This window comes from Brevibacillus sp. 1238, from assembly GCF_029892995.1.
GTDB classification, from domain to species: domain Bacteria; phylum Bacillota; class Bacilli; order Brevibacillales; family Brevibacillaceae; genus Brevibacillus; species Brevibacillus parabrevis.
Genome location: NZ_JARXWC010000003.1, coordinates 591,644 through 616,917 on the forward strand (window position 1 = coordinate 591,644; position 25,274 = coordinate 616,917).

Genomic DNA, 25,274 nt, shown 5'->3' on the forward strand with positions numbered 1-25,274 from the left:
GGTAAGATTAGACAATATTCGAGCTTTTCCATCTATCTAGTTTGGACACAGGAGGATTGCCTACAGCTATGAATGTACTACGTAATCTCAGTACCAGGGCCAAAATGTTCAGCTTGATCATCTTGATGGCTGTCTTCTTATGTGTGGTTGGATTCACAGGCTATTTCCATGTGAAAATATCCGGTGAGCGGATGCAATCCATGTATGAAGAACAACTGCTTCCAGTGAAATGGATCAATGACTGGCGGCAAGACATCCGGGCCATCGACGGGCTGATCTACAAAATGATTCTCGATCCCACTCCTGCCGTTCTCGCCGGGTACATGGCCGAGCTGCAACAGCGAGTCGCTTCGGCAGATCAGACGTTCCAATATCTCCAGAACTCCCACCTGGACGAAAAGGAGCAGGAGAAAGTCAAGAAGCTGACAGAGCTTTTGGCGCAGTACGAGAAAGATCAGACAGAGGTTATCAATCTGATCAAGGAGCACAAGACGGATCAGGCTTACGCTTACTATCGGGCCACTGACAAAACGCTGAGCTGGATCAATCAGGAGCAGCTTGAATGGGCCAACTACAAATCGTCCCAGGCCGATATGATTCAGCAAGAGAACGCTGCCGATTCCGAGAAAGCCGTCTTGATGCTGTTTATTGTAGGAGGCGCCTCGATTGCTTTGGCATGCGTTTTAGGATATTTGATCTCTCGCATGATTTCCGAGCCGCTGCGTCTCGTAGCAACCCGGATGGAAGAGTTGGCGCAGGGCAACTTGGCGGTTGCGCCAGTCACCTATTTGGCAAAAGACGAGGTAGGCAAGCTCGGGGTTGCTTTCAATGAGCTGGTCGTCAATTTCCGTTCCTTGATCGAGCAGGTAAAAGTGGCAGGGGAGCAAGTCGCCGCTTCGTCTGAGGAGCTGTCAGCGAGCGCTGAACAGACCGTTCGCGCAACGGAGCAAGCGATGGGCAGCGTGGAGCATATTGCCGCTTCGTCAGAGGTGCAGACGCTTCGCACACAGGAAAGCGTACGCGTCATGGAGGAAATGTCGATCGCGATTCAGCGGATTGCAGACACGTCCAGTGCGGTTTCGGAATCGTCGGCGCTGGCTGCGGATGATGCCCAGCAAGGGAACACACAAATCCAGCACGCTGTCGCGCAGATCGACTCGCTGTCCCAAGGCGTCAATCACGCAGCAGACCTCGTGCAGCAGCTTGGCGTTCGCTCCCAAGCAATCGGACAAATTGTCGATGTGATTACAGGAATCGCTTCCCAAACGAATCTGTTGGCGCTGAATGCAGCGATCGAGGCAGCGCGCGCCGGAGAACAGGGCAGAGGATTTGCTGTCGTGGCAGATGAGGTGCGCAAGCTGGCGGAACAATCGGAGGAGTCTGCTCGGGAAATCGCCCGCCTGATCGGAGAAATCCAGCAGGAGACAACACAAGTGGTTTCCGTCATGCAGTCAGGTACGGAAGAGGCGAAAAGAGGGGCTGTCGCCGTTCAGGAAGCGGGGGACACGTTCCAGCGGATTGTGGCGTCAGCCAAAGACGTGGCTGGCCAAATCCAGGAAGTATCCGCAGCGACCGAACAAATGTCTGCGAGCATGCAGCAGGTTGCATCTGCCATGGACGAGATGAACAGGCTGTCAGAGGAAGCTGCCGTACATACGCAAGCCGTATCAGCGGGAGCGGAGGAGCAACTGGCTACCATGCAGGAAATTGCTCGCTCCAGCAACAATTTGAACGAGCTGTCGCATGAATTGCAAGAATCCATCAGCCAATTCAAATGGTAGGGTAGAGCGTACCCGAACGAACAGAAGACTGGCAACCCACGTGGTTGTCAGTCTTTTTTTGCTCATCTAATAGGAAAAGGCTCCGTCAAAAACGCGACGAAGCCGATCTTTATTTCGCAATATTTCGATAATAAATCAGGAAGCTTTTGACTCTCTTGCTTGCGATGTGATTTGCTCGTAATCTTTTTGGCTCAAAATCGTCGAGTCGCTCTTCATCATCCACGTATAAATCGCCAGCGAAATCAGCAGGCCGATGGTCCAGGCGTTGTCCCAAATGATGTGCAGGCCAGGGATGTACTTGCTGATAAACGGAATGGCGGTCCCGATCAGCATCGCCCAGATCGCGCGGCTGTTGAAGCCGGTTTTGTAGGCGTACATGCCATCAGTTTTGTACAGCTCCGTCAGATGGATACGTCTTTTGCGCACGAGCCAGTAGTCAGCGATGGCAATGCCGTCAATCGGTCCAAGCAGTGCGCCATAAGTGCCGAGCCAGAGGAAAATGTAGTTGCCGAAATTCTCCAGGATGTACCATGGCTGCATGAGCAAGGAGACGACACCGGCAATGATAGCCCCGGCTTCATAGGAAAGACGGCGCGGCGCGAGGTTTTCCACAGCACGGGCGGGCGCGACGATGTTCGCGGCGACGTTGGTAGTCAGAGTAGCGAGAATGATGCCGAGAGTACCGAGGAAGATGGCAAACGGCGAGAATTTGGCAAGGACCGCAGCCGGGTCCCACAAAGCTTCTCCATAAATGACGACAGTAGCGGAGGCGACAGCTACCCCGATGAAGGAGAAAAAGCCCATCGTTGTCGGCAAGGAAGAGGATTGGCCGACGACTTGCGCCTTTTGGCTTTTGGCGTAGCGACAGAAGTCAGGAATGTTCAGCGCCATAGTCGCCCAAAATGCGATGGCTCCGGTCAAGGCCGGGAAGAAGACGACTAAAAACTCGCTTGTGGTGGTGAACTTGGACGGAGCGGAGAGCATCGGGCCCCAGCCGCCTGCTTTGGTCAGCGCCCACACGAGCAAAGCGAGACTCATCAGGATCAGGATAGGGGCTGCCCATGCTTCCATTTTTTTGATCGCTTCTGGACCGCGATAGGCGACCCAGACGTTCAACAGCCAAAAGCCGAAGAAGGCGATCCACAGATGGCCGGGAACGCTTGCCCAATCTGTCATCGACATAAGCAACGTATCGATGGCGGCACCGCCGAACCAACAGTTGATGCCAAACCAGCCAGCTCCGATCAGACCGCGAGCGACGGCCGGAATGTGCGCGCCCTTCGATCCAAACCAGAGCCTTGCAAACACGGGATAAGGGATGCCGAATTTTGTCCCGGCATGAGAGTTGAGGAGAATAGGGATAAGGACAATACAGTTTCCGAGAATGATCGTCAAAATTGCCTGCCACCAGTTCATGCCCAGCGAGATGAGTCCGGCGGCCATCGCGTACGTGGGAAGACAGATACACATCCCGATCCAGAGACTGGCGAAGTTGTAGGACGTCCACGTATGCTCTGCTTTGGTTGTCGGCCGCAGCCCTTCATTATAGAGCGGACTGTCCTTGACCAAATCCGTCCCTTCTTGGGTCAGGGTGACGATTCCATTTGATTCTGCCTGCGTCTTCATTGCTTTCCCTCCTTTTTTTGACAAAATCCGCTGGCATTCGGACAACCGCCCCCAGTTTGTCTCGAATACAAGTTGTAACATTATATTGGGGGAGAGAAGACCTAATTCCAGCTTTTTGCCGGGGAAAAAAGAACGCCTGGAACGGAAATGTTCCAGGCGAGCAGCAAGTACGAGCGTTATGCTTTTGGGAAATATTCATTCCAACGTTTGTCGACCAGTGCCGAAATTTCGGGTAGCGTCTCGACTTCATCCGGATAGAATGGCTTCATCCGCGCGTCGACGACCAGTGGCCCTTCATAACGAATCTTGTTGCGAACAATCGTCGATTTCGCGTACAGATCGTGTGCCGGATCGAAGCGGGTAAAGACGGTCCAGAGGAAGCTGCTTTGCTTCTCGGCGATCGCCGCGTCATCCACGATGCAGATCATCGGCCAGTCCGCGAGATTTTCATTGAGATAGGCCGTCAGTTCTTCACCCAGCTCCGGCCGGTCGGTGAAGCTCGGTCCGGAGATCACGAGACATCCGGGACAGAAAGCGCGAATATCGGAAATGCCCGGGATGCCGTGTCCTTTGTACTCCCGGGGAAGCTCGCGGACAGGATCGCCGATGCCGAGCATGATTCCTTTGGAGCCATGATTCAGCTTGCGTCCGGTGTAGTCGAGCGTATCGTTCGACGTATCGTTGACGATGAGCAGGTCGCGTTCCGGCTGGAAGCGCGCCAGAATGATCTCCAGAAAATGCTTGAAGTTGCCCAGGTCACACGGCACATCTGTGACCATCAAAAACTTGGTCAGCGTCAGTTGCCCTTCTCCCATGATGCGGAAAGCGTGGGCCATCGCTTCTTTATAGTAGCTTTCGCGCACGATGGCTCCGGCCAGAGCGTGGAAACCCGTCTCGCCGTACGTCCAGAGCGCTTTTACACCTGGCATGACGACCGGGAAAAGCGGCGACAGCAGACGCTGCAAGTATTCCCCGATGTAGTAGTCTTCCTGGCGCGGCTTTCCTACGACAGTCGCCGGATAGATGGCGTCTTTGCGGTGCCACATTTGTTTCACGTTGAAGACAGGGAAATCGTGCTCCCACGAATAATACCCAAAGTGATCGCCAAAAGGGCCCTCAGGACGTCTAACGTGCGGCGGCACTTCCCCGGCAAACACAAATTCGGCCTCAGCGACGATCCGGTGCGGATGATTCGGCACTTCAGCCATTTTCAGCTTGTCCCCCATCAACAGCGAGGCGAAAACCAGCTCAGGCACCATTTCAGGCAACGGCGCGATCGCGGAAACAATCAGGGCAGGAGGGCCGCCGATTGTAAGGGTAACAGGCAAAGCCTGGTTTCTTTTTTCAGCTTCATGGTAATGGAAGCCGCCGCCTTTTTGAATTTGCCAGTGCATCCCTGTCGTGTTTTTGTCGTAAATCTGGATGCGGTACATCCCCAGATTGTGATCTTTCGTATCAGGGTGCTCCGTGTACACGAGCGGAAGCGTGACGAATGGTCCGCCATCCAGATGCCAGCTCGTCAGCGCAGGCAGTTTGGTCATATCGACATCTGTCGTCGCGATTTGGGTCACAGGCGCTTGGGAAGCCGATACGGTTTTGGTTCCGGTGCGCATCACTTCCAGCAGCGGAGCGCGCAGATCCCACAAACCGGAGAGCTTCGGCGGCAAAAGCTTGTCCATCCCGTGCACCAGTTCGCGGACGACAGCCTCGGGCTTTGGCCCAAAAGCCATATCGACCCGCTCTACAGTCCCGAACAAGTTCGTGACCACGGGAAACGATTTTCCTTTGACATTCGTGAAAAGCAGGACAGGCCCGCCTTCTTCAATAACTCTGCGATGAATCTCGGCCAGCTCCAGATTCGGATCGACTGGTGCGTCGATCTCGACGACTTGTCCGGCGCGGCGCAATTGTTCTATGAACGAACGAAGGTTCGCGTGCATCTCTAGATACCTCCACATCCCCGTAATTCCCTTTTAACTGTACACGAACGCAGGCGATGAAGCTACCTTTTTATCGGCTTGGAATGGTAAGATGAACCAAGAGGTGAGCGATTTGTGACGACTGCCCGAAAAGCGATGTCTTTGCAAACGAGAATGATTTTGCTCGTGACTGTCGGTATTATTTTGATTATTTCGTCAGTTGGCGCTGTGTTTTCTTCGATGGTCGCTTCCTCGATTGAGGACCAAATCGGGAAGAAGGCGCTGAGCGTAGCGAAGATCGTCGCCAACGATCCCGAGTTGCGCAGAGCTTTTGACACTGCCTCCCCGTCCGCGCTGATTCAGCCGATTGCGGAAAACGTCCGGATGCAGACAGGCGCGGAATTTGTCGTCGTAGGCAACCGGGAAGGCATTCGCTATGCGCATCCGCTCCCGGATCGCATTGGCAAATCGATGGTGGGCGGCGACAATGAGCCGGGACTTGCGCATGGGCAATCGTATATTTCCAAGGCGATTGGCAGCATGGGGCCGTCCTTGCGCGGAAAAGTGCCGATTCGCGACGACGATGGCGCCGTGGTCGGGATTGTGTCTGTCGGCTTTTTGCTGGAGGATATCGAGGAAGCGATTGGCGACTATCAGTTGCAAGTGCTTTTGCTCACGCTCATCGCACTCGTCTGCGGAATTGCTTTTGCGATCTGGCTCAGCCGCTATTTGAAAAGGCTGACGTTAGGGCTGGAGCCGGAGGAGATTGCGGCGCTGTACGTGGAACGCAATGCCGTGCTCGAATCTGTCAGGGAGGGGATCGTGGCGATTGACCGGAACAATCGGATCACGATGATGAACAAGGCGGCGATCCGCATTCTGGATTTGCCGGAGGAAGACATCCACCACAAGCAAATTTGGGACGTGCTGCCGGACAGCCGCATGCCCGATGTATTGAAGACGGGCGAGCAGCAGCTTGACCGCGAAACGATTACCAGCGGCAAGGAAATCATCGTCAACCGTCTCCCGATCAAGCTTGGCGGCAAAGTCGTCGGGGTCGTCAGCAGCTTTCGGCCCAAGTCGGAAATCGACAAGCTGACATCGGAGTTGTCCCAAGTCAGACGCTATGCCGATGTGCTGCGCGCACAGACCCACGAGTTTCACAATTTGCTGTATACGATTTCCGGACTGTTGCAGCTCGGCTCCGTACAGGAGGCCATCGAACTGATCACGAGCGAGACTTCTGCGCAGGAAGAGCTGATCCTTTTTGTCGCCCGGCGAATCCCTGATCCGATGATCGGCGCTCTGTTGCTCGGCATGCACAACCGCGCGAAGGAGCTGAAAATCCAGTTTGTCATCGATCAGGACAGCGAGGTAAAAGAGCTGCCGCCGCATATCAACCGCCAGCAAGTGATCGTGCTGCTCGGCAATCTGATGCAAAACGCGCTCGAAGCCGTCAATGAAGCGGGCGTCCAGCAAAAGCGCGTGGACATTTACTTGGCAGATACGGGGGAAGAGCTGTTGTTTGAAATCGCCGATTCCGGGCCAGGTGTGCCGGATGAGCTGCGCGATGCGATTTTTGCCTACGGCTTTTCCACGAAAGCAGGGGAGGAGCGCGGGCTTGGTCTGGCAAAAGTGCGCGGCATGATCGAAGAGATGGGCGGCTATATTCTCGTGGGAAAAAGTGATTGGGGCGGGGCGCTGTTTACGGTGTCGCTGCCAAAGAGAAAGGAGGAAGGACAGTGAAGCAAAAGCTGGAAGTGCTGATCGTCGAGGACGATTTGCGCATTATCGACATTAACAAAAGATTCGTCAGCAAACTGGATGGCTTTGAAGTCATCGCTACGGCGACCAATGGCAGTGATGCCAAAGAGCTGCTCGCCTGCACGCGGCCTGACCTGGTGCTTTTGGACGTCTATTTGCCTGACATGCTGGGAACCGAGCTGGTCTGGTACATCCGCCAGCACTATCGGGATGCAGATATCATCATGATTACGGCAGCCAAAGAGATGGAGATGGTTCAGGAGGCGCTGCGTGGCGGAGTTTTTGATTACATTGTCAAGCCGCTCGTCTTTGAGCGCTTCCGGGAGCGGCTGGAGAGTTATCGCGCCCATTTGCTGCGGACGCGAGAGGCAAAAGAGGTAGACCAGGACGTCATCGACCAAATCATGACCAGACGTTCCCTCAGCCCCAAAGGGCGGGAGTCAGCCATGCCAAAAGGAATCGACCTTTTGACGCTGGAAAAAGTCATGGAGGCGATCAGGCAAACCGGAGACAAAGGCGTCTCGGCAGAAGAAATCGGCCGCGAAATCGGCACGAGCCGCACGACTGCCAGACGGTATTTGGAGCATTTGGTGCAGGAGAAGCAGGCCAGGGCTGATTTGATCTACGGAAGTGTCGGCAGGCCAGAGCGGAAGTACCGTTTTTTGCCCGAGCAGGCGTGAACAATATGAACAAAAAGTTGCTAATTTTCAAAATATAACTTATGCACGAAAACTATTCCCCCCGAATCCCGCATGATACGTTAATGGCAAGCGTGACAGCGCTTACAAAAACAACGGGCTGAAGGGGGATTTTTGTTTGAAAAAGAAGAGAAGCGTGATCATCACTTTGTCGGCGTTCATCACATTGGCTCTGGCAGCATGTGGCGGTGCAGGAAGCGGCACGTCCACGCAAGGCTCCCAGCCGACACCTGCTGCATCTGCCTATCCGGAAAAACCGATCGTGTTTGTCGCTCCCTCTGGTGCAGGAGGCGGCTGGGACAAAACAGCCCGCTCACTCGGCAAAGTGTTGAACGAGAGCAAGCTGGTGACCGAAGCGATTACGGTCGAGAACAAGCCTGGCGGCGGCGGAACCGTATTTATGGCCGAGTACGTCAGCAAGGACAAAGGCAACGCCTACAAGCTGTTCGTCAGCTCGCCCCCGATCCTCATCAACCACAACAAAAAAGAGGGAAACAGTCCGTTTGGCTTCCAGGATGTGACCCCGCTGGCGCAAATGACGAAAGATTTCGGCGCTCTGGTCGTCCGGGCTGACTCGCCGCACCAGGATATGAAAAGCTTTTTGGAAGAGCTGAAAAAAGACCCTGCGAAAATGACACTGGCTGGCGGTTCAGCGCCCGGATCGATGGATCATCTCGTAAGCGTCTTGCCCGCTGCCAAGTACGGAATTGACCCGAAAATCGTCAAATACGTCTCCTACGATGGCGGCGGAGAAGCGATTGCAGCGCTCCTCGGCGGGAATGCGGACATGATTGCGACAGACGCGTCCGGCGTCGGAGAATACGTGAAGGCGGGCAAAGTACGGGTGCTCGGCGTTACTTCAACAGAGCGGATGGGCGGAGAGTTAAAAGACGTTCCCACATTGAAAGAGCAAGGAATCGACGCCGTCTTCACGATTTGGCGAGGGGTGTTCGGCCCGCCAAACATGCCAGCAGATGCCAAGGCGTACTGGGACAGCAAGCTGAAAGAACTGTCAGAGAGTGAAGCGTGGAAAAAGGAGCTGGCTGCAAACGGCTGGGAGAGCGAATACAAGGATGCCGCTGCTTTTGCCACCTTCCTGGAAGAGCAGGATGGGCAAGTAAAAGAGCTGCTGACGTCGCTCGGCATGGCGAAATAAGCAGATGGCTGCTGGGGGAAGAAGGAGGTTGTCATGAATCTGAGGTTTGACCGCTACGGCAGTATCGCATTTGCCCTGATCGGCGCTTTTTTTATCACACAGAGCCAGTATATCTCCACGAGCGCATACGGCAGCCAGGTTGGCCCGAATCTGTTCCCGCTCGGCTTGGGCCTACTGCTTGTCGTGCTCAGCCTGCGCCTGTTTTGGGAAACTTTCCAGTCGAAGTACCGTTCTGACTCCAAAGCGGAAGCGGGACTAATGTACAAGCGCTTTTTCACGATACTGGCCGCGACGTTGTTGTACGTGCTGCTTCTGGAAATGATCGGATATGTGATCGCTACGGCTTTGTTCCTTTATGCAACATTTTTGGTCATGGGCAGCAAAAGTCAGCTGAAATCGCTTGTCGTCTCCCTGGCGTTTTCCGTCGGAGTATACGTGGTGTACGTGCAACTGTTGAAAGGGACGCTGCCGGGGCTGCCTGCCTGGTTGAGCGTCTAAGGAGGGACATATAGTGAGCGCTCTGCACTATTTGGCAGATGGATTTCTCATTGCATTCCAATGGCAAAATTTGATTTATGCGTTTATCGGGGTGCTGATCGGGACGGCTGTAGGCGTGCTGCCGGGGATTGGCCCGATGAGCGGCGTGGCTTTGCTGATGCCAGTGACGGCGTCGCTTACGGCGGGCTTGCCCCCCGAGATGGCGGCGGCGAGCGCTCTGATTTTGCTTTCAGGTGTGTACTACGGGGCGATGTACGGAGGATCGACGACATCGATTTTGCTGAACACGCCCGGTGAATCGTCTTCGGTTGTCACGACGCTGGACGGGTATCAGCTGGCAAGGCAGGGGCGAGCCGGGGCGGCCCTGTCGATTGCCGCCATCGGTTCGTTTGTAGCAGGCATCGTTGCGCTGATCGCGCTTGTGTTTTTGGCCGATCCGCTTTCTGATATGGCGTTGCAGTTCGGCCCGGCGGAGTATTTTTCGCTTATGCTGCTCGGACTGTGCGCGGTAAGCGGACTCGGAGGCAAGTCGATGACCAAGGCGCTGATGATGACCGTGCTTGGCCTTTTGCTGGCAACGATCGGGATCGACAACGTGTCGGGAGTGGCGAGGTTTACGTACGATATTCCCGATCTGTACCAAGGGCTGGAGTTTTTGACGATAGCGGTCGGATTGTTCGCGCTCGGAGAAGTGTTCAAAACGATTTTGGAAAGGGATCAATCTGCGCAGGAAATCATCAAAGTCGGGCGGATTCTGCCCAGCAAGCAGGATCTCAAGGAGAGTGCTGCTCCGATTGTTCGCGGCTCCTTGCTCGGATTTTTCATCGGCGTCCTGCCTGGTGCAGGCGCTACGCTGGCCTCGTTTTTTTCCTACATTTTGGAGAAAAAGTGGAGCAAGCACCCGGAGCGCTTCGGAAAAGGCGAGATTGCCGGAGTGGCTGCTCCCGAGTCCGCCAACAACGCCGCGTCAGGCGGAGCGATGATCCCGCTTTTGACATTAGGCATCCCGGGGTCCGGGACAACCGCGATCTTGATGGGCGCTTTGCTCATGTACAATGTGCAGCCAGGGCCGCTTTTGTTCAGCGACCACCCGCAAATCGCCTGGAGTCTGATCGCCAGCATGTTTATCGGAAATTTGATGCTGCTCGTGCTGAACATGCCGCTGGTCAAGATTTTTGCCAAAATTATCGAGACACCACCGCACTTTTTGCTCCCGATGATTATCGCCATCTCGGTGTTCGGGGTGTACGCGGTACAGATCAGCACGTTTGACCTTATCTTGCTCGTCCTGTGCGGTCTGGCTGGATATTTTCTGAACAAAAACGACTTCCCGCTCGCTCCGCTCGTGCTCGGTCTTGTACTCGGCCCGATGATCGAGAACAATATGCGCCGTGCCTTGACGACTTCCAACGGGGATTTCACGATTTTTTACACCAAACCACTCTCCGCGCTCTTTCTTGTATGTGCCCTCGCCTGGCTGGTCGTGCCGCTCGTCATGAAGCGGCGGGGAAAAACCGTTGTGATTAATGAAGAAGCGTAAAGCGCAGGGCCGATTTTCACGGATTCAACCTTGACAGGTATTGCCTCTCCCCTTATCATAGGAAAAATTTAGCGAAGCTGTTCTGTTTGGGCAAGCAAGCAGAACAGCAGAGGAGGGACGATGATGTTGACGATCGAACCCGTTACACTCGAAGGAAAACTCGTAAGACTGGAACCGTTGCGTCCCGAGCATGCGGAGGGAATTTTCGCAGCCGGAGACTTTCCGGAAATCTGGAGCAATATGTCTGTCGAGATTCGAACGCTGGCGGACGCAGAGGCTTTTATCGCGAACGCGTTGAAAATGGAAGAAACCGGAACGGAGCTGCCTTTTGCCATCCGCAATCGCGCCGACGGCACCGTTATTGGCAGCACGAGATTTTTGGCGATTTCGGCAAAAGATCGCGGGCTGGAAATCGGCTTCACCTGGTTGACCCCCAGCGTCTGGAAAACGGGCGTCAACACGGAGTGCAAGTGGCTCTTGCTGCGGCACTGCTTCGAGCAACTGGGATGTATTCGCGTCCAACTGAAAACCGATGCGCGCAATGTCAACTCACAGCGGGCTATTGCGCGCATCGGCGGCATCCGGGAAGGCGTGCTTCGCAATCACATGATCAGACGGGACGGCTTGTTCCGCGACTCGGTGTACTTCAGCATCATCGACAGCGAATGGCCGGGAGTGAAGGAACGGCTGGAATTGTTGCTGTTTGGTGAATAAAAGGGCGTAGCGATTGTAGGCGCAGATTCTCCTGTGTACAATAGGGGTGAACATTGGAGAAAACTCCACATGCGTTTAGAAAAGAGGGTATACATGAGACTCCGCATCTTGCCGACTGGCTACGTGTTGCTTGTCGGGGATCTTGTCGCCTTTTTGCTGTTTGCTTACTATGGGAAGCTGGCTCATAATCTGCCTGTCACGATTTGGGGAATAGGCGAGACATTGGCGCCATTTTTAATCGGTTGGATCGTCGCCATGTTTGTGTTTCGCACGTATGGGGAGCGGGTCTATTCATCTTGGTGGCGGCAACTGCTCACGATGCTGTTCACGTGGACGCTCGCGGCACCGATTGGCCTTTTGATCCGCGCCTGGTGGACGGGCGTGCCGATCACCCTGATTTTTGCTGCCGTCGCGTACTTTGTGACTTTGGCGTTTCTCTTAGGCTGGCGTCTTCCTTTTGCCATCGTCCATCTCCTGTGGAAAAAGACGAGACATCAGACTATTCACTAATAAACCGTCCCAAATTGGTTACGCTATCCTGTGATGACAGCAGGAGGTGAATCATTTGGGCAAGAACAACAACAGCAAGGACCTGGGCAAAAATCGCGGAAAAACGTTGGATCATAACGATCAAAACACGAACCTGCGCCAATCCCAGCACAACGATCGGAATGAAGGTACTGCCAAAGACCGCTGAGCATTCAGCGGTTTTTTCATGGGCACGCAGCCTTTTTTCGGGAAATACAGGCGCCAGCATAATGGCTAGAAACTGACAGAGTCAGTCTGGGCAAATCGTTCGACAAGCAGCAAGATGTGTTATAATAGGTCTTGTTTTTCAAGCGAGTGGAGGGGAAAACCGTATGACGGAACCGATGCATGACGTACAGCCGGTGACCTTGTCGTCACAGGCATTTTTCATTTTGTGTCGACTGTACGACGGATGCTACGACGAACTGAGCAAAAACGAACAGGTTCGCGAGCTGGTAGAGTCGATCGGAGATATGCTTTTGGCCGGAGTGGAGACGCTGGAAAAGCAAGAGATAAAGCCAAAAACGATCACCTTTCCACTGACGGTGCAGCAAGCCTTTTTTTTGAGAAGACTTATCGTGGAGTTGCTCGCTTCGGCACCTGCCGGCAATGACGCAAAGACGACGCAATGGCTTCAGGAATGCTTGACGGCTTTGTCCGGGGGCGGTGCCAAAGCGGATGCGCACTAGAAAGCAGCTTCACGTCATCACAAGCGGCAAACAGTCGCTGGAAAGCGTCATGCGAATGGCCGAGGCTGCCTATGCGGGAGGGATGGATTTCCTGCATATTCGCGAAAAGCAGCGGACAGCCAAAGAATGCATGGACTGGGTTCGGGCGCTGGCGAATGTCGTCCCGCTCTCTGCGCTTGTCGTCAATGATCGGGTCGATGTAAGTGCCGCGTCAGGCTGTGCTGGCGCTCATCTGGCTTATCACAGTCTTTCGGTCGGCGATGCCCGGCGAGTTTTGCAACCGGAACAAAAGGTGGGACGCTCTGTCCATTCCTACGAGGAAGCGGAACAGGCGGCGGAAGCAGGGGCAGACTATCTTTTGTATGGACATATTTATCCAAGCGCTTCCAAGCCAAACCTCGCGCCGAGAGGAACGTTCGAGCTGGCGAAAATAACCGCAGCGTGGACGATCCCGGTCATTGGGCTTGGCGGGATTACGCCAGAGCGCACAGGCGAGGTGCTTGCAGCAGGCTGCGCTGGAGTTGCTGTACTATCAGGAATTACCAATGCCACAGATGCGAAGCTGGCTGCTTTGGCCTATCGGGAGGCGTTGGATCGCTGGGAGGGGAATGCGAGATGAGAGACAGGCAAACACTTCGAGACAAAATGGGCGTCTACTTTGTCATCGGCACACAAGATTGCGGCTTTTCGCGCGAGAAAACGGTGGAGATCGTTCGCGAGGCGCTTGCAGGCGGAGTGGGCACGTTGCAGCTTCGTGACAAAGGCAGCAAGCTGACTTCCGAAGAACGCTGCGAACTCGGACGGCAGCTCCAGGAGCTGTGCCGCGAGCATCAGACGTTGTTCTTCGTCAACGACGATGTAGACTTGGCCGTTCGCTTGCAAGCAGACGGTATCCACGTCGGACAGGATGACATGCACTTGGCCGAGGTGAGAGCCATGGTCGGCGAAGCGATGTACATCGGGATATCGGCAGGCACGGTAGAGGAAGCGATTGCGGCGAAAAACGGCGGAGCGGACTGCATCGGAGTGGGAGCGATGTTTGCCACTTCTTCGAAGGCAGATGCCGGGGAGCCGATCGGGCCGGCAGGACTGCGGGAAATCCGCGAGGCTGTTGGCGCTGAGCTGCCGATTGTCGGGATCGGGGGCATCACTCTCGAAAACGCGAAGCAAGTATGCCAGGCCGGGGCAGATGGCGTTGCCGTGATCAGTGCGATCAGCAGAGCCGAATCGCCGAAGCAGGCTGCGGAAGACTTGCTGCGGATTGTACGATCGATCTAGCACGGACAAAGAGACGAATACATATGGTAGGGTAACATTACTCATTCAAGAAGGAACCCGATACTGGCGACCAGAAGGAGGTGGAACCGATGAAAAATCGGATTTACCGGATCGGATACGAATGGGTCAGCAAGAGGGAGTTGCTTGAACGACTGTACATGAACGATTGCATCCTGATTGAACATAAACGGCTCCAGCCACCGCCAGACGATCAGGATGCCGATGTGCCGCCGGAAAAAGAAGTCCATGCTGTCCTGATTCGCAGTCAGCGGCGTCCGGGCGAGTGGGTCACGTTTAACGGGCTGTACGAAATTCAAACCCGCGAACCGATTCCGTGGATTGATTCTCCCCTGGAGTATCACCAGTTCGGAACGGAGTTGATTCCGGGCAACATTCGCAGGGAAAAAGCGCCCCAAGCCAGGATTCCAGCCAGAACGAAGCTGCAGATTGCTGCCGTTCGTCAGGATACGGTTTTTGTCACAGTGCCTGGCCATCCTTCCAGACGATACGAAATGTCATTGGCTCACGCGCGCTTTGCCAAAGATTTTCCGACCGAGTTGGAAATGAAGCTGCAAGTGTATGCGTTTCCACCGCGGCACGACATCTTTGTCGACTGGCTATTGAAGGAAGGGCGCAAATCAGGGATCATCTCGCGACCGAATCAGGAGAGAGTGGAAAAGTCCGCTTTTCAAGTATGGGATGACTTGCGCAAGGAGTATGGACTAAGCGTCAGCGCAGCGTTGCTCGCCATCAAGCAGGCGCTGATCGTACTGGATCGGGCAGGTGTGGAGACGGACTTTCCGTACCCGGTTCAGGAGCGATCCGACTTGTCTTTGTTTAGTGAAACCGAACGCGATGCTTTTTACTCATACCAATCCGTGCGCTGCGCCATGGCGGCAGTGGCAGCCCTTTTGACCGTCGATCCAAAAGACCCTTTGCAGGACACATTGCTGATGGACATTATGCTGGAACAACAAATCAATCGCAGGCGTGACTGAAGCGTCTGCGGTTTTTTGGTTTTTGGCAAGGACGTTGTATAATGGAAGGGTAACCCATTTAGAAAAGGACGTGGACAAGTATGTACGTATCGATGAACAGGCTGAAAGTTCCTGCTGACTACCAATCCCACCTCGAACGGGCGTTTGGCGGCGGTGGCGAACGGATGAAAGAGGTTCCCGGTTTCCTTGAATTTCTTTTCCTGGCTCCAACAGAAGGAGATGAGTATATCGTCTTCACCAAATGGACAGACGAGGAATCATTCCAAAGCTGGACGCAAAGCGAAGCCTTCAAGCGGGCCCATTCTGGGACAAACCAAAACAGTCCGGTAAAATCGGACTTGCGCAACTACCATGTGAAAGCTAACTCCTAGAATGTAGGCAAAAAGAAGCATTTGTCTTTGCTGGACAAATGCTTTTTTTCGTAATGATTGAACAATAAAGGTTTTTTTACCAAACTCATGCTTGATCGTGATATGATAGAAGGAGATAGGAAAGCGGTTTCATCTGCTGTGAAAATGAGCAACCGCTCATCCAAGCAAACCCGGGTGCCAGGATGGCGGAGCGCATCGCGAGAATCTATCTGTTTTGCGTGACACTTTGCTTTACATCATGTCGGTTTTGTGTCCATAATAGAATCACTATTATACATACTTGAACGATGGCCTCAATGAAGCAAGAAGAAAAGGAGTCAGAGCGTTTTGAAAAATCGAATAAGTAAGTATCTTACTCATTTGGCCCCTGCTGCGGTGGCCAAAACGTTTTCCTTTCTTTCTGATAAACACGACCACTCTGCTTCGCTTCTGGGAGACCGCGCACAAACTGAGGCTTTGCTAGTCCAACTGCTTATTCGTTGGGCGGAAGCCGTGAAATCAAACGATTCTACGGCTTTGGAACAAGAAGTTAACGAAATGGCTTACAAGTGCTTCCTGCACGGATTGAATGTTGCCACCCTGGTACAGTGCATCCGAGTATGCCGGGACAGCATCATGGAGCAGATGAACTATGATGCTGCCACATTCGTTTCGAGCGAAGCCGAGCAGCTGGAGCTTTTGCGGGAACAATTCGCTTTTTATCAGGCGATGGATCAGTTGATCGCACAAGTGGTAAGCATCTACAATGAAGAAAAACAACGAGAAAATACCGGAACATCTGTGGAAAAGGCGCAAGGGGAACAGTTTGCCGTCCTTGCCGAGCAAGAACTGGTACAACTGGTTTTGCATTCGAGCGATATCGCTGTCTTGATGATTGACCGCAGCCTGAAAATCATTGAGGCAAACCATGCGCTGTGCCACCTGTTTGGCGTCAAGCGCGAGCAAATTATTGGAAAAAACATCGATGAAGCATTTTTGCCGCATGAGAGCGAGCGCTTTGTGCAATGGGTCGTAGAGCGCGGTCAGTCGGGCCATTACATGGCAGAGTACAACTCGAAGTGGACGACAGTCAGCACCAGTCCGATTTTTTACATGGGCGAAATGTGGGGCGCTATCGCTGTGCTTCGCAACATCACGGAGAACAAACGATACGAAGAAGAGCTGAACAAGCGGGAAGCACTGGCGGCGGTCGGGCAATTGGCTGCCGGGATGGCGCACGAGATCCGCAATCCGCTCACTTCGATCAAAGGCTTTATTCAACTGTTGCGCGAGCAAGGAAATTCTGCGCGCAGCGAGTCGTATTTTTCCGTCATCTTGACGGAGATCGAGCGCATTGACGGTTTGTTGAATGACGTGCTGGTTTTGGCCCGGTACAGGGATGACAAAATTGTTTCCGAGCGCTTTCTTGTGCTGGACGAGCTTTATGGGGTCATTCGTTTACTGGAGCCAGAAGCCAATCGCAGAGGCATCAAACTGGAGCTGGATATTACACCCGGTGAATGGTACGTTTTTGGCTATCGTTCCCGGATCAAGCAGGCCATCCTGAATATCATGAAAAATGCGTTTGAAGCTTTGCTGACACAAGGCAGCGTTGTGCGCGTCACCGTGTACGCCTCGATCAGCCAAGTCGTCATCGTCGTGGAGGACAACGGACCAGGTCTTAGTCCTGCTTGTCTGGAAAATTTGTTCGTGCCGTTTTACACGACCAAACAAGAGGGAACGGGGCTCGGCTTGTCCACGACACAGCGAATCATTGCCGATCACGGAGGCGAGATTTTTGCGGAGAACTCGCCGCGATTGAATGGAGCACGTTTTGAAATTCGCCTGCCGCTATCTGTTGCAGCGAGAACATAAGCAGACACGAGCAAAAGACGGATGATTCATCCGTCTTTTTTGCATGCGCGAAAACAGGGCTGGGTCGAAGCGGCCTTTCCTTGCGTCAAAAGACGGAGAGAAATCGCTTTTTTAGTTTTCAAACTGGTCATGTAGTCCTTTGTTTTGAAAAGGTTGCAAGTCTTTCGAATCAATTTTTTGTCGAGTTGTTGTCAAACCGTGTCGTTCAGTGGAATAATTTACAAAAAGACGGAACGGAGTGAACATCAAGTGATCCGCATGCTGCTGAAAAACGAAAAGAGGTGGAGCTACTGGGAAGTATGGTATGACGAAACAGACCGTTTGTATTCGGTACATTACGGTCATGTGGGAGAAATCGGCGACCATTACGCAATTGTGGCTGAACAAATCGAGGGAAAGCCGAAGCACGTCCTGAAAGTCTGGGCGGAAGAAATGAAGGAGAAGGGCTACGTCGAGCTTGCGGAAGAAGACTTGCAAAAGCTGATCGTTTGCTTCCCGCATCTGTCGGAATCAGATGTGGAGATGCGCTATTTCATTGAACAGTTGCTGGATGAATGTCTCGGCAAAACCGGAAATGGGCATTGCGATGGAGGAGATGACAGCGAGGGCAAGCTTGCTGTTTGCTGCCGCGTGATCGATCTGGAAAAAGCCGTGGTTGCCGTCCAAGAGGCCATGGCTATCGCTCGTTTGGAAGAGGGGATGGCGCTGTGGACTTTGCAGGACGACGGCACTCGCATCGCCCTGCATGTCTCTGTCTGAAAATTTCCGTTATTTTACAATTTTGAGCCGCAGAGCCTTGGCGACTGCCTGTGTTCGATCTTCCACACCCATTTTTTGTAAAATGCGGTGGACGTGTGTTTTTACTGTGCCTTCCGATATAAACAAGTTTTGGGCGATCTGGTCATTGCGATACCCGTAGGCGATTTGCTGGAGGACATCAAGCTCGCGGTCTGTCAACTCGTCGAGCAAAGCCGAGGGGGCAACGGTCACGTCCGCGACGCTTGGCTGAGCCTTCAATGCTTCGGCGAGCGCCTTGGCGGCTGTTACCGTATGGAAGAGAGCTTCCCCCTGGGAGGCTCTGCGGATCAGATCGAGCATCTCCTGCGAATCGGCGTCTTTGAGCATATAGCCGACGGCGCCAGCGCGGATTCCTTCCACGACGTAATTGTGATTGTCAAAAGTAGTCAAAATCAACACTTTGATGGCGGGATGCATGCGCATGATCTCTCGGGTTGCTTCGATCCCTGATTTTTTCGGCATCTGGACGTCCATCAGCACGACATCCGGCGTGATTTTCCCCACCAGCTCCACGGCTTCTTCCCCGTCCGAAGCTTCCCCGACTACCTGCATATCCGGCTGCATCTGGATCACGTACCCCAGCCCTTGGCGAATCATAGTTTGATCATCTACGAGGACCACACGAATATTTTTGGTTGAATCGGTCATGTTCGCATGCTCCCTTCTTTTTCCAAATGCTCGATTGGCAATGTGACATCGAGTCTGAATCCATGCGGTTCTTTTGCGAAGTAAGACAGGCTGCCGTTCAACTGTTTAATCCGCTCGGCGATTCCCGTCAGTCCAAATCCAGGCTGGATATGATCCTCGGGCGTAATGTTGCCATCGTCCTGAATCGAGAAAAACAGCGAATTGCCCCGTTGTTCAATCATAACCAAAATTTCCTTCGCGTTGGAGTGGCGCAATGTATTCGTAATTGCTTCCTGTAAAATTCGGTAAAACGTGATCGTCAGCTCCTGGGAGAGCGGAATGTCCAGATCGGCGGAAAGCAGCTCCATTTTGATCCCGGTATGTTTTTGGGCCTGGGACAGCAACGCGCGCAGCGGAGTCAGTCCGAGCGACGTTTTATCCATGGCGAGCGTATGCACGGAGGTGCGGATTTCGTCCAGGCTTTGTTTGGCTACACCGAGCATGTTGCGCACCGCTTCCTGCGCGTGCTCCGGGCCGTCTTGCAGCATGTATTTCAAGGCGTGCAACTGGACGATCAGCGAGGTCAGACTGTGACCCAAAGCGTCGTGAATATCCCGGGCAATCCGCGTTCTTTCTTCCAGAACGGCTACCTGCAAAGAATGCAGAGCGGCTTCTTGCAGCTGGGAGTGGGCTTCCTGCAACTCCGTATGGGCCTTTTGCAGCTCTTCCAGATGGGACTGATTGGTTTTGTACGCTTCGTTTTGAATCCGGTATCCGCGCGCACCGATATAGCAGCCGATGTACGTGAGGATAAACGGAATGATATGCGGGAATTTAAGGATGCCGTCAAAATACAAAAACAACGTGGTGCACGCGCCAAAAAAAGTCGCGTAAGCCAGCGCACGCCGTCCCTCAATGTAAAAGCCGATAAACACCGCAAGCGGTAGCATCAATCCGAAGCTTTCTCCCCCGGCAACAATGCCTTTTAGCAAAGACATGATGCCGAGCATGATCGTCACTAGCTCAAATTGGTACGGCTTCCAGTTCCTTTTTGAAATCCAGAAGACCACAATGTAACAAAAGAATAGTACAATCGTAAGTGAAAACTGTAAGGGAGTCTCGCGCATGAACGAGTCAGGCAACAAGGCAAGCACAATCAAAATGGAGAACCAGATGATCAGCAAACGTTTTTGAACTGCTTTTATACTCAGTTTCAGCAAACAGATGTCCTTCTTTCTCTGGCCGGATGATCATTTACTTTCATTCTAGCATGGGGTGTCGTCTATCTCCAGATAGACGCCGTCCACCTGGAAATCAACCTGCTGATAGACTTCACTACCCATGACGAAAGGTAGAATAAATCTTGCAAATAAAGATTAAGATTGGCTAGGATGAGTATGGGTCATGAGGGATAGTGAGGGAGGCTTTCATGAAAGAACTGATTCAGTTGGCAAAGCTCCTGAGAGAAGCGAGCGCCTTGTTTACTTCAATCTCCAAAAAAGAACTGGACTCAAGCGAGCTGAACTGGCAGCAAGTGCTGATTTTGGAACAGATCAGCAGCGGTGCTAAGACAATGGGGGAGATTTGCAAGGCTGTCGATCTTTCGTACAGTACAACTTCAGGATTGATCAACAGGATGGAGCAGGAAAATCTGGTGCGTCGTTTTCGGGATCAAACCGACCGTCGAATTGTCTGGGTATCGTTGACGGAACGCGTGTCTGAACAACAGGAAATGAAGCTGGAAGATCCTCACGCGATCTCATCTCTTCATGCGCTGCAAGAATTGTTCTCCCAAAAGAAGGAAATAACCGGCTGATTGTCACTTTGGGCAAACGACGATGCCCAAAGGAAACGATTGGCCATGTCAAGTTTTCTAGAAGAGGTGAGTGGATTTGAATCTGTCTGAACTCTCGATTAAACGCCCGGTCACGATGATTATGCTGACCGTGGCCATGCTGATTTTCGGTTTCGTCTCCTTGCCTCGTTTGGCGATCGACCTGATGCCGGAATTGAATTTCCCGGTTGCCGTGGTCGTTACGTCCGTGGATGGGGGTTCGCCTGCCGAGGTAGAAAAACTGGTGACGAAGCCGATAGAAAATGCGCTAGGTACAGTCTCGAACCTGGACAGCATTTCATCTGTTTCCATTGAAGGGGCTTCACAGGTCATTCTCATGTTTAACTGGGGAACAGACCTCGACCAAGCTACTCTCGACATGCGGGAAAAAGTCGACCAGGTGCGAGGAGCCTTGCCAGATTCGGCAAGAGCGCCGCGCGTACTGCGCATCGACCCGAACAGTCAGCCGATCATTCAGTTCGCCGTAACAGGTGAGCAGGATGTCAACAAGCTGAAAAAAGTAGCGGAAGATATGATCCAATCGCGCCTGGAGCGCATTGACGGCGTCGCGGCTGCTTCCATCAGCGGCGGTCAAGATCGCGTCGTGGATGTGATTGTAGATCCAGCCAAGCTCTCTGCGTACGGTTTGTCTCTGGAGCAAATCCAGCAGGCACTGTCAAGCGGCAATCTGTCCGGTTCCGCTGGTTCTGTACGGGAAGGCGACAGCAAAATGAACATCCGTGTTCAGGGTGAATTTGCCAACGTCGAGCAAATTGCGCTGACGCCGATTTCTGTGGGAGGCAGCTCGATTCGTCTGAGCGACGTCGCCCAAGTAAAAGATACGTTGGAAGACATCACGCAACTGAGCTACGTAAATGGCAAGCCGAGCCTTGGCATCTCCATTACGAAGGCTTCTGGCGGCAACACGATCGAGGTTGCCGACGAGGTGAAAGCAGAGCTGGAAAAGATCAAAGCCGATCTTCCGGAACATATGGAAATCATCACGACGCTTGACACTTCGACCTACATTAAAGATTCGATCTACACGACAGCAGAACACGCGCTGCTCGGTGGACTGGTCGGTATCATCCTGCTGTTCTTCTTCTTGGGCAGCCTGCAATCGATGCTGATCGCTGTCATCGTGTTGCCTGTATCGATTGTCGCGACCTTCCTGTTGATGTACATGACAGGACAGACGATCAACCTGATCTCGCTATCCGGTTTGACGCTCGGTCTCGGCTCCTTGATTGACTTTGCGGTCGTTATGCTGGAGAACATTTTCCGCCAGCGTGAACAAGGCAAAGGCATGATGGAAGCGGCGCTCACCGGTTCCAAAGAAGTAGGTACAGCCGTTATGGCGTCTGCCTTGGCGCAAATTTGCGTATTTTTGCCGATTGCCCTGACGGAAGGGATCGCATCCGAGCTGTTTGGACCGCTGGCATTGACAGTCGTGTACTCGCATATTGCGGCACTCGTCTTCTCGATCCTGTTGGTGCCGATGCTCAGCTCGCGTATTTTGAAAAAAGTACCGAATCATGCGAATCACGAAAACTATCGGGGAATCAACCCGGTTACTTGGTTCAACATCGGCTTTGGCAAAGTGGAAAAAGGCTATCAAAAACTGTTGGCATGGGCATTGGGCCACAGAAAAACCGTTTTGTTCTCCTCGGTTATCATGATGGTCGGCTCGCTGGCTCTGACTCCGCTGATCGGCGCAGAGTTCATCCCGAGCATGGACCAGGGGCAGATTTCCGTATCGATCAAAATGCCAAACGGTACAGTTCTGGCTGAGACGGAAAAAGTCGCGAAGCAAATTGAAGACATCGTAAACAAAGTGCCGGAGAAAGACATTGTGGCAACATCAATCGGCAGCAACGGTTCGCCGATTGCGAGCACACTGTCCTCCAACCAGGCGACGATCACATTGATGCTCGTCGATGTGACTGAGCGGAAACGCTCCTCCAATGAGATTGTCATGGATTTGCAGAATCAGCTGAAAACGATTCCCGGACCGGAAATCAAGGTCAGCGCTGCACAAGGCATGTCCACAGGCTCGCCGATCCAGTTGACTGTTCGCGGTGACGATTTGGCTGTCCTGAAAGACATCAGCTCGATCGTCAAAGGCGAAGTGGAGAAAGTGCCTGGCACAAGCAACGTGACCACCAGTCTGGAAGCGTCCCGTCAAGAATTTGAAGTGAAAGTGGACGCTGAAAAAGCGAGCTTGTACGGACTGACAACTGGACAGATTCTCTCCAGTGTCCGCACAGCCTTCCAAGGTCAAACGGTCACCAAATACCGTACAGGCGACAATGAGATTGACATTAACCTGAAGCTGCCGGAAAATTATCAGGAAGATATCAACTACTTGAACAACTTGCGGATTGCTGCGCCAGGTGGAGCGCAAATCGCTTTGACATCGGTTGCGTCGATTAGCAAGGTAGACGTACCGTTGACGATTAACCGCTCGAATTTGACGCGTGAAGTGCAAATTACGAGTGATCTGGCAGGGCGCGACCTGAACTCTGTTACACAAGAAATTACGGCGAAAATGAACAAGCTGAACCTCCCGGATGGCTACAAACTGGAGTTTGGCGGACAAAGCGAGGATATGGCTGAATCGTTCGGCAGTCTCGCACTGGCTATTCTGCTCTCCGTAGTGCTTCTGTACATGGTTATGGCTGCCCAGTTCGAATCGTTCTACAGTCCGTTTATCATCATGTTCTCGGTTCCGCCGACAGTGACAGGCGTTCTGCTTGGACTGCTGGTGACAGGAACGACGATCAGCGTATCCGTGTTGATCGGTTACATTCTCCTGATCGGTCTGGTCGTGAACAACGCGATCGTGTTGATCGACTACATCAACCAGTTGCGGGCAAAAGGCTGGGAGCTGCGCGAAGCGATTCTGCATGCCGGACCAATCCGTCTGCGTCCGATTTTGATGACGACACTGACGACGATTCTCGCGATTGGACCGCTGGCGTTCTCGGGCGGTTCGGGTACAGAGACACAAGCTCCGATGGCCGTCACGGTTATTTTTGGTCTGAGTTTTGCCACCTTGATTACACTGGTTCTGGTGCCGGTCGTGACTGCGTGGTTTGACGATATGGGCAAAAAGCGTCGGGAAAGACGCGAGAAACGCAAAGCAAAGAAACTGTTGAAACAAAAGAAAACCGTTCCCGCTTTGGAATCGTAAGAAGCGTTTGTGGGATGAGGAGGGACATTCATGAAACTTAGCATAAAACCCGTCATTTTGGCCGTATTGGCGATCAGCCTCGTGGCAGGTTGTTCCAGCCCGCAAGCGGAACCAGCACAGCAAGAAACGGCGGAAGCGGCGGCAACACCTGTGCAGATTGAAACGGTGACGACAGGTTCTGTGACAACCGAGTCAGGTCTGACGGCCAAACTGGCACCGAGCGAAGAGGTGCAAATCTCCCCGAAAATGGGCGGGAAAATTACTTCTTTGCCTGTCAAACTCGGTCAGTATGTGACCAAAGGCCAAGTGTTGTTCAAACTGGATGAAAAAGAACTGCTCAACAGCGTCAAGCAGGCGGAAGCTGCCTACCAGCTGGCGCAGGCAAGCTTGAATCAGGCTGGAAGCAGCTCGGATCAAGGCTTGGTGCAGGCGAAAAACGGACTGAAGCAGGCGGAAGTTGCTTTGGCCGATGCCAAGGTGAACCAGCAGCGGATGAATCAGCTTTTCACGCAAGGTGCGATCTCAGCGCAGCAAATGGAACAAGCGAACATTCAGCTGACCAACGCGCAGATGGCCTATGACAACGCCCAGCAAAGTGTGCAGGTTGCCCAGCAAAAGTCCGGTGTGCAAGTATCCGCAGCATCTGCCAAACAGTCTGCTGTCAGCTTGCAAAACGCTCGCGAGCAACTGGCTAATGCGACTGTGACTTCTCCCATCAACGGATTTGTCTCCAGCGTAAGCGGAGCGGTCGGACAAATGACAGGTCAACAGCCAGTCGTCGTCGTGGTCAATACGAATCCGCTGTTGGTGAAAGCCAACCTGTCCGAAGCAGACATCACCAAAGTCAAAGTCGGGACAGTCGTAAAAGTAAACGTACAATCGACAGGCAAGACGCTTGATGCCAAAGTAACGGCGGTCAGCCCTGTGATGGATTCCGCGCTCAAGGCGTATCCAGTGGAAATCAGCATCCCGAATCCTGCCAACGAGCTGAAATCGGACATGGTCGTCAATGTGACGTTCCCGTCCGAGGGAGCGAGCGAAGCGAAAGCGCTCGTCATTTCCCGCAAAGCAGTGTTTGATCGCGACGGCAAACAGTTCGTGTTCAAACTGGAGGGCGACATTGCGAAGCAGGTGGAGGTTGTCACCGGCAAATCTTCCAGCGACAAGATCGAAGTAACAAGTGGTCTGGCTGAAGGCGACAAGCTTGTCGTAACGGGAATCACTTTGCTTCAGGACGGCGGCAAGGTAAGCGTTCAGGAGTAAAGGCGGCTGTACAGCCAGCGCTTGTGCTTGTAATTCGAGTAAGGGAAGCGCGAGTGATTAACAAAAGAACGAAAAGAGGCGGATGGAAATCCGTCTCTTTTTTTTGCATGGAACGACGAGGAGGAGCCGTCTGGGAAAGAAATTA

The 25,274-nt window shown here is 53.1% G+C and carries 23 protein-coding genes; 19 read left to right on the forward strand and 4 right to left on the reverse strand.

The window, feature by feature from the left end; translation table 11 throughout:
• Window positions 1–68: 68 nt before the first annotated feature.
• A complete protein-coding gene (locus M2298_RS10540) occupies window positions 69–1,781 on the forward strand; it encodes a methyl-accepting chemotaxis protein (RefSeq protein WP_122965415.1) in 1,713 nt (570 codons plus the stop codon).
• A gap of 135 nt (window positions 1,782–1,916) precedes the next feature.
• On the opposite strand, the gene M2298_RS10545 is transcribed toward M2298_RS10540, so the two are convergent.
• Window positions 1,917–3,407, reverse strand: a complete 1,491-nt coding sequence (locus M2298_RS10545) for an NCS1 family nucleobase:cation symporter-1 (RefSeq protein WP_280648490.1) — start codon at window positions 3,405–3,407, stop codon at window positions 1,917–1,919.
• 176 nt (window positions 3,408–3,583) lie between these two features.
• Complete coding sequence (locus M2298_RS10550; RefSeq protein ID WP_063228545.1) at window positions 3,584–5,347, reverse strand: UbiD family decarboxylase; 1,764 nt, start codon at window positions 5,345–5,347, stop codon at window positions 3,584–3,586.
• Between the two features lie 114 nt (window positions 5,348–5,461).
• On the opposite strand from M2298_RS10550, the gene M2298_RS10555 reads away from it, so the two are divergent.
• The 15 genes from M2298_RS10555 (at window position 5,462) to M2298_RS10625 (ending at window position 18,173) form a co-directional block, all read left to right on the forward strand.
• The gene (locus M2298_RS10555; RefSeq protein WP_217021229.1) at window positions 5,462–7,072 is read left to right on the forward strand and encodes an ATP-binding protein; all 1,611 of its coding nucleotides are present in this window, start codon (window positions 5,462–5,464) and stop codon (window positions 7,070–7,072) included.
• The gene (locus tag M2298_RS10560) at window positions 7,069–7,770 is read left to right on the forward strand and encodes a response regulator (protein ID WP_122965419.1); all 702 of its coding nucleotides are present in this window, start codon (window positions 7,069–7,071) and stop codon (window positions 7,768–7,770) included. The genes M2298_RS10555 and M2298_RS10560 overlap by 4 nt, the downstream gene beginning before the upstream one ends.
• A gap of 136 nt (window positions 7,771–7,906) precedes the next feature.
• Window positions 7,907–8,944, forward strand: a complete 1,038-nt coding sequence (locus tag M2298_RS10565) for a Bug family tripartite tricarboxylate transporter substrate binding protein (RefSeq protein WP_173596577.1) — start codon at window positions 7,907–7,909, stop codon at window positions 8,942–8,944.
• A 33-nt stretch (window positions 8,945–8,977) separates the two neighbouring features.
• Window positions 8,978–9,442, forward strand: a complete 465-nt coding sequence (locus M2298_RS10570) for a tripartite tricarboxylate transporter TctB family protein (RefSeq protein ID WP_122965421.1) — start codon at window positions 8,978–8,980, stop codon at window positions 9,440–9,442.
• A 13-nt stretch (window positions 9,443–9,455) separates the two neighbouring features.
• Window positions 9,456–10,982 carry a tripartite tricarboxylate transporter permease gene (locus M2298_RS10575; protein WP_217021227.1) on the forward strand — a complete coding sequence of 509 codons (1,527 nt, stop codon included), beginning with the start codon at window positions 9,456–9,458 and terminating at the stop codon, window positions 10,980–10,982.
• Between the two features lie 123 nt (window positions 10,983–11,105).
• Complete coding sequence (locus M2298_RS10580; protein ID WP_217021225.1) at window positions 11,106–11,696, forward strand: GNAT family N-acetyltransferase; 591 nt, start codon at window positions 11,106–11,108, stop codon at window positions 11,694–11,696.
• A gap of 93 nt (window positions 11,697–11,789) precedes the next feature.
• Window positions 11,790–12,206, forward strand: coding sequence for a DUF3054 domain-containing protein (locus M2298_RS10585; RefSeq protein ID WP_122965424.1), 417 nt, complete (start codon window positions 11,790–11,792; stop codon window positions 12,204–12,206).
• A 55-nt stretch (window positions 12,207–12,261) separates the two neighbouring features.
• Window positions 12,262–12,393, forward strand: coding sequence for a hypothetical protein (locus M2298_RS10590; RefSeq protein WP_255679059.1), 132 nt, complete (start codon window positions 12,262–12,264; stop codon window positions 12,391–12,393).
• Between the two features lie 163 nt (window positions 12,394–12,556).
• A complete protein-coding gene (locus M2298_RS10595; RefSeq protein WP_063230933.1) occupies window positions 12,557–12,913 on the forward strand; it encodes a hypothetical protein in 357 nt (118 codons plus the stop codon).
• On the forward strand, window positions 12,903–13,532 hold the full coding sequence (locus M2298_RS10600) for a thiamine phosphate synthase (RefSeq protein WP_280648491.1): 630 nt from the start codon (window positions 12,903–12,905) through the stop codon (window positions 13,530–13,532). The genes M2298_RS10595 and M2298_RS10600 overlap by 11 nt, the downstream gene beginning before the upstream one ends.
• The gene (gene thiE, locus M2298_RS10605; protein WP_122965426.1) at window positions 13,529–14,191 is read left to right on the forward strand and encodes a thiamine phosphate synthase; all 663 of its coding nucleotides are present in this window, start codon (window positions 13,529–13,531) and stop codon (window positions 14,189–14,191) included. The genes M2298_RS10600 and thiE overlap by 4 nt, the downstream gene beginning before the upstream one ends.
• Window positions 14,192–14,280: 89 nt before the next feature.
• Window positions 14,281–15,189: a hypothetical protein gene (locus tag M2298_RS10610; RefSeq protein WP_122965427.1), complete on the forward strand. Its 909-nt coding sequence runs from the start codon at window positions 14,281–14,283 to the stop codon at window positions 15,187–15,189.
• Window positions 15,190–15,269: 80 nt separating this feature from the next.
• Window positions 15,270–15,560: an antibiotic biosynthesis monooxygenase family protein gene (locus M2298_RS10615; RefSeq protein WP_280648492.1), complete on the forward strand. Its 291-nt coding sequence runs from the start codon at window positions 15,270–15,272 to the stop codon at window positions 15,558–15,560.
• A gap of 492 nt (window positions 15,561–16,052) precedes the next feature.
• The gene (locus tag M2298_RS10620; RefSeq protein WP_233454133.1) at window positions 16,053–17,414 is read left to right on the forward strand and encodes a two-component system sensor histidine kinase NtrB; all 1,362 of its coding nucleotides are present in this window, start codon (window positions 16,053–16,055) and stop codon (window positions 17,412–17,414) included.
• 258 nt (window positions 17,415–17,672) lie between these two features.
• A complete protein-coding gene (locus M2298_RS10625; RefSeq protein WP_280648506.1) occupies window positions 17,673–18,173 on the forward strand; it encodes a hypothetical protein in 501 nt (166 codons plus the stop codon).
• A 9-nt stretch (window positions 18,174–18,182) separates the two neighbouring features.
• Here M2298_RS10625 and M2298_RS10630 read toward each other — a convergent pair whose 3' ends face one another.
• Window positions 18,183–18,860, reverse strand: coding sequence for a response regulator (locus M2298_RS10630; protein ID WP_280648493.1), 678 nt, complete (start codon window positions 18,858–18,860; stop codon window positions 18,183–18,185).
• On the reverse strand, window positions 18,857–20,059 hold the full coding sequence (locus tag M2298_RS10635) for a sensor histidine kinase (protein ID WP_122965432.1): 1,203 nt from the start codon (window positions 20,057–20,059) through the stop codon (window positions 18,857–18,859). The genes M2298_RS10630 and M2298_RS10635 overlap by 4 nt, the downstream gene beginning before the upstream one ends.
• Before the next feature lie 209 nt (window positions 20,060–20,268).
• Here M2298_RS10635 and M2298_RS10640 point away from each other — a divergent pair, with 209 nt between their 5' ends.
• From M2298_RS10640 to M2298_RS10650, 3 genes are all read left to right on the forward strand, one after another.
• Window positions 20,269–20,655 carry a MarR family winged helix-turn-helix transcriptional regulator gene (locus M2298_RS10640; protein ID WP_063230942.1) on the forward strand — a complete coding sequence of 129 codons (387 nt, stop codon included), beginning with the start codon at window positions 20,269–20,271 and terminating at the stop codon, window positions 20,653–20,655.
• Window positions 20,656–20,731: 76 nt separating this feature from the next.
• Window positions 20,732–23,866, forward strand: coding sequence for an efflux RND transporter permease subunit (locus M2298_RS10645; protein ID WP_173596586.1), 3,135 nt, complete (start codon window positions 20,732–20,734; stop codon window positions 23,864–23,866).
• A gap of 30 nt (window positions 23,867–23,896) precedes the next feature.
• The gene (locus M2298_RS10650; protein ID WP_122965434.1) at window positions 23,897–25,129 is read left to right on the forward strand and encodes an efflux RND transporter periplasmic adaptor subunit; all 1,233 of its coding nucleotides are present in this window, start codon (window positions 23,897–23,899) and stop codon (window positions 25,127–25,129) included.
• The last annotated feature ends 145 nt before the right edge of the window (window positions 25,130–25,274 follow it).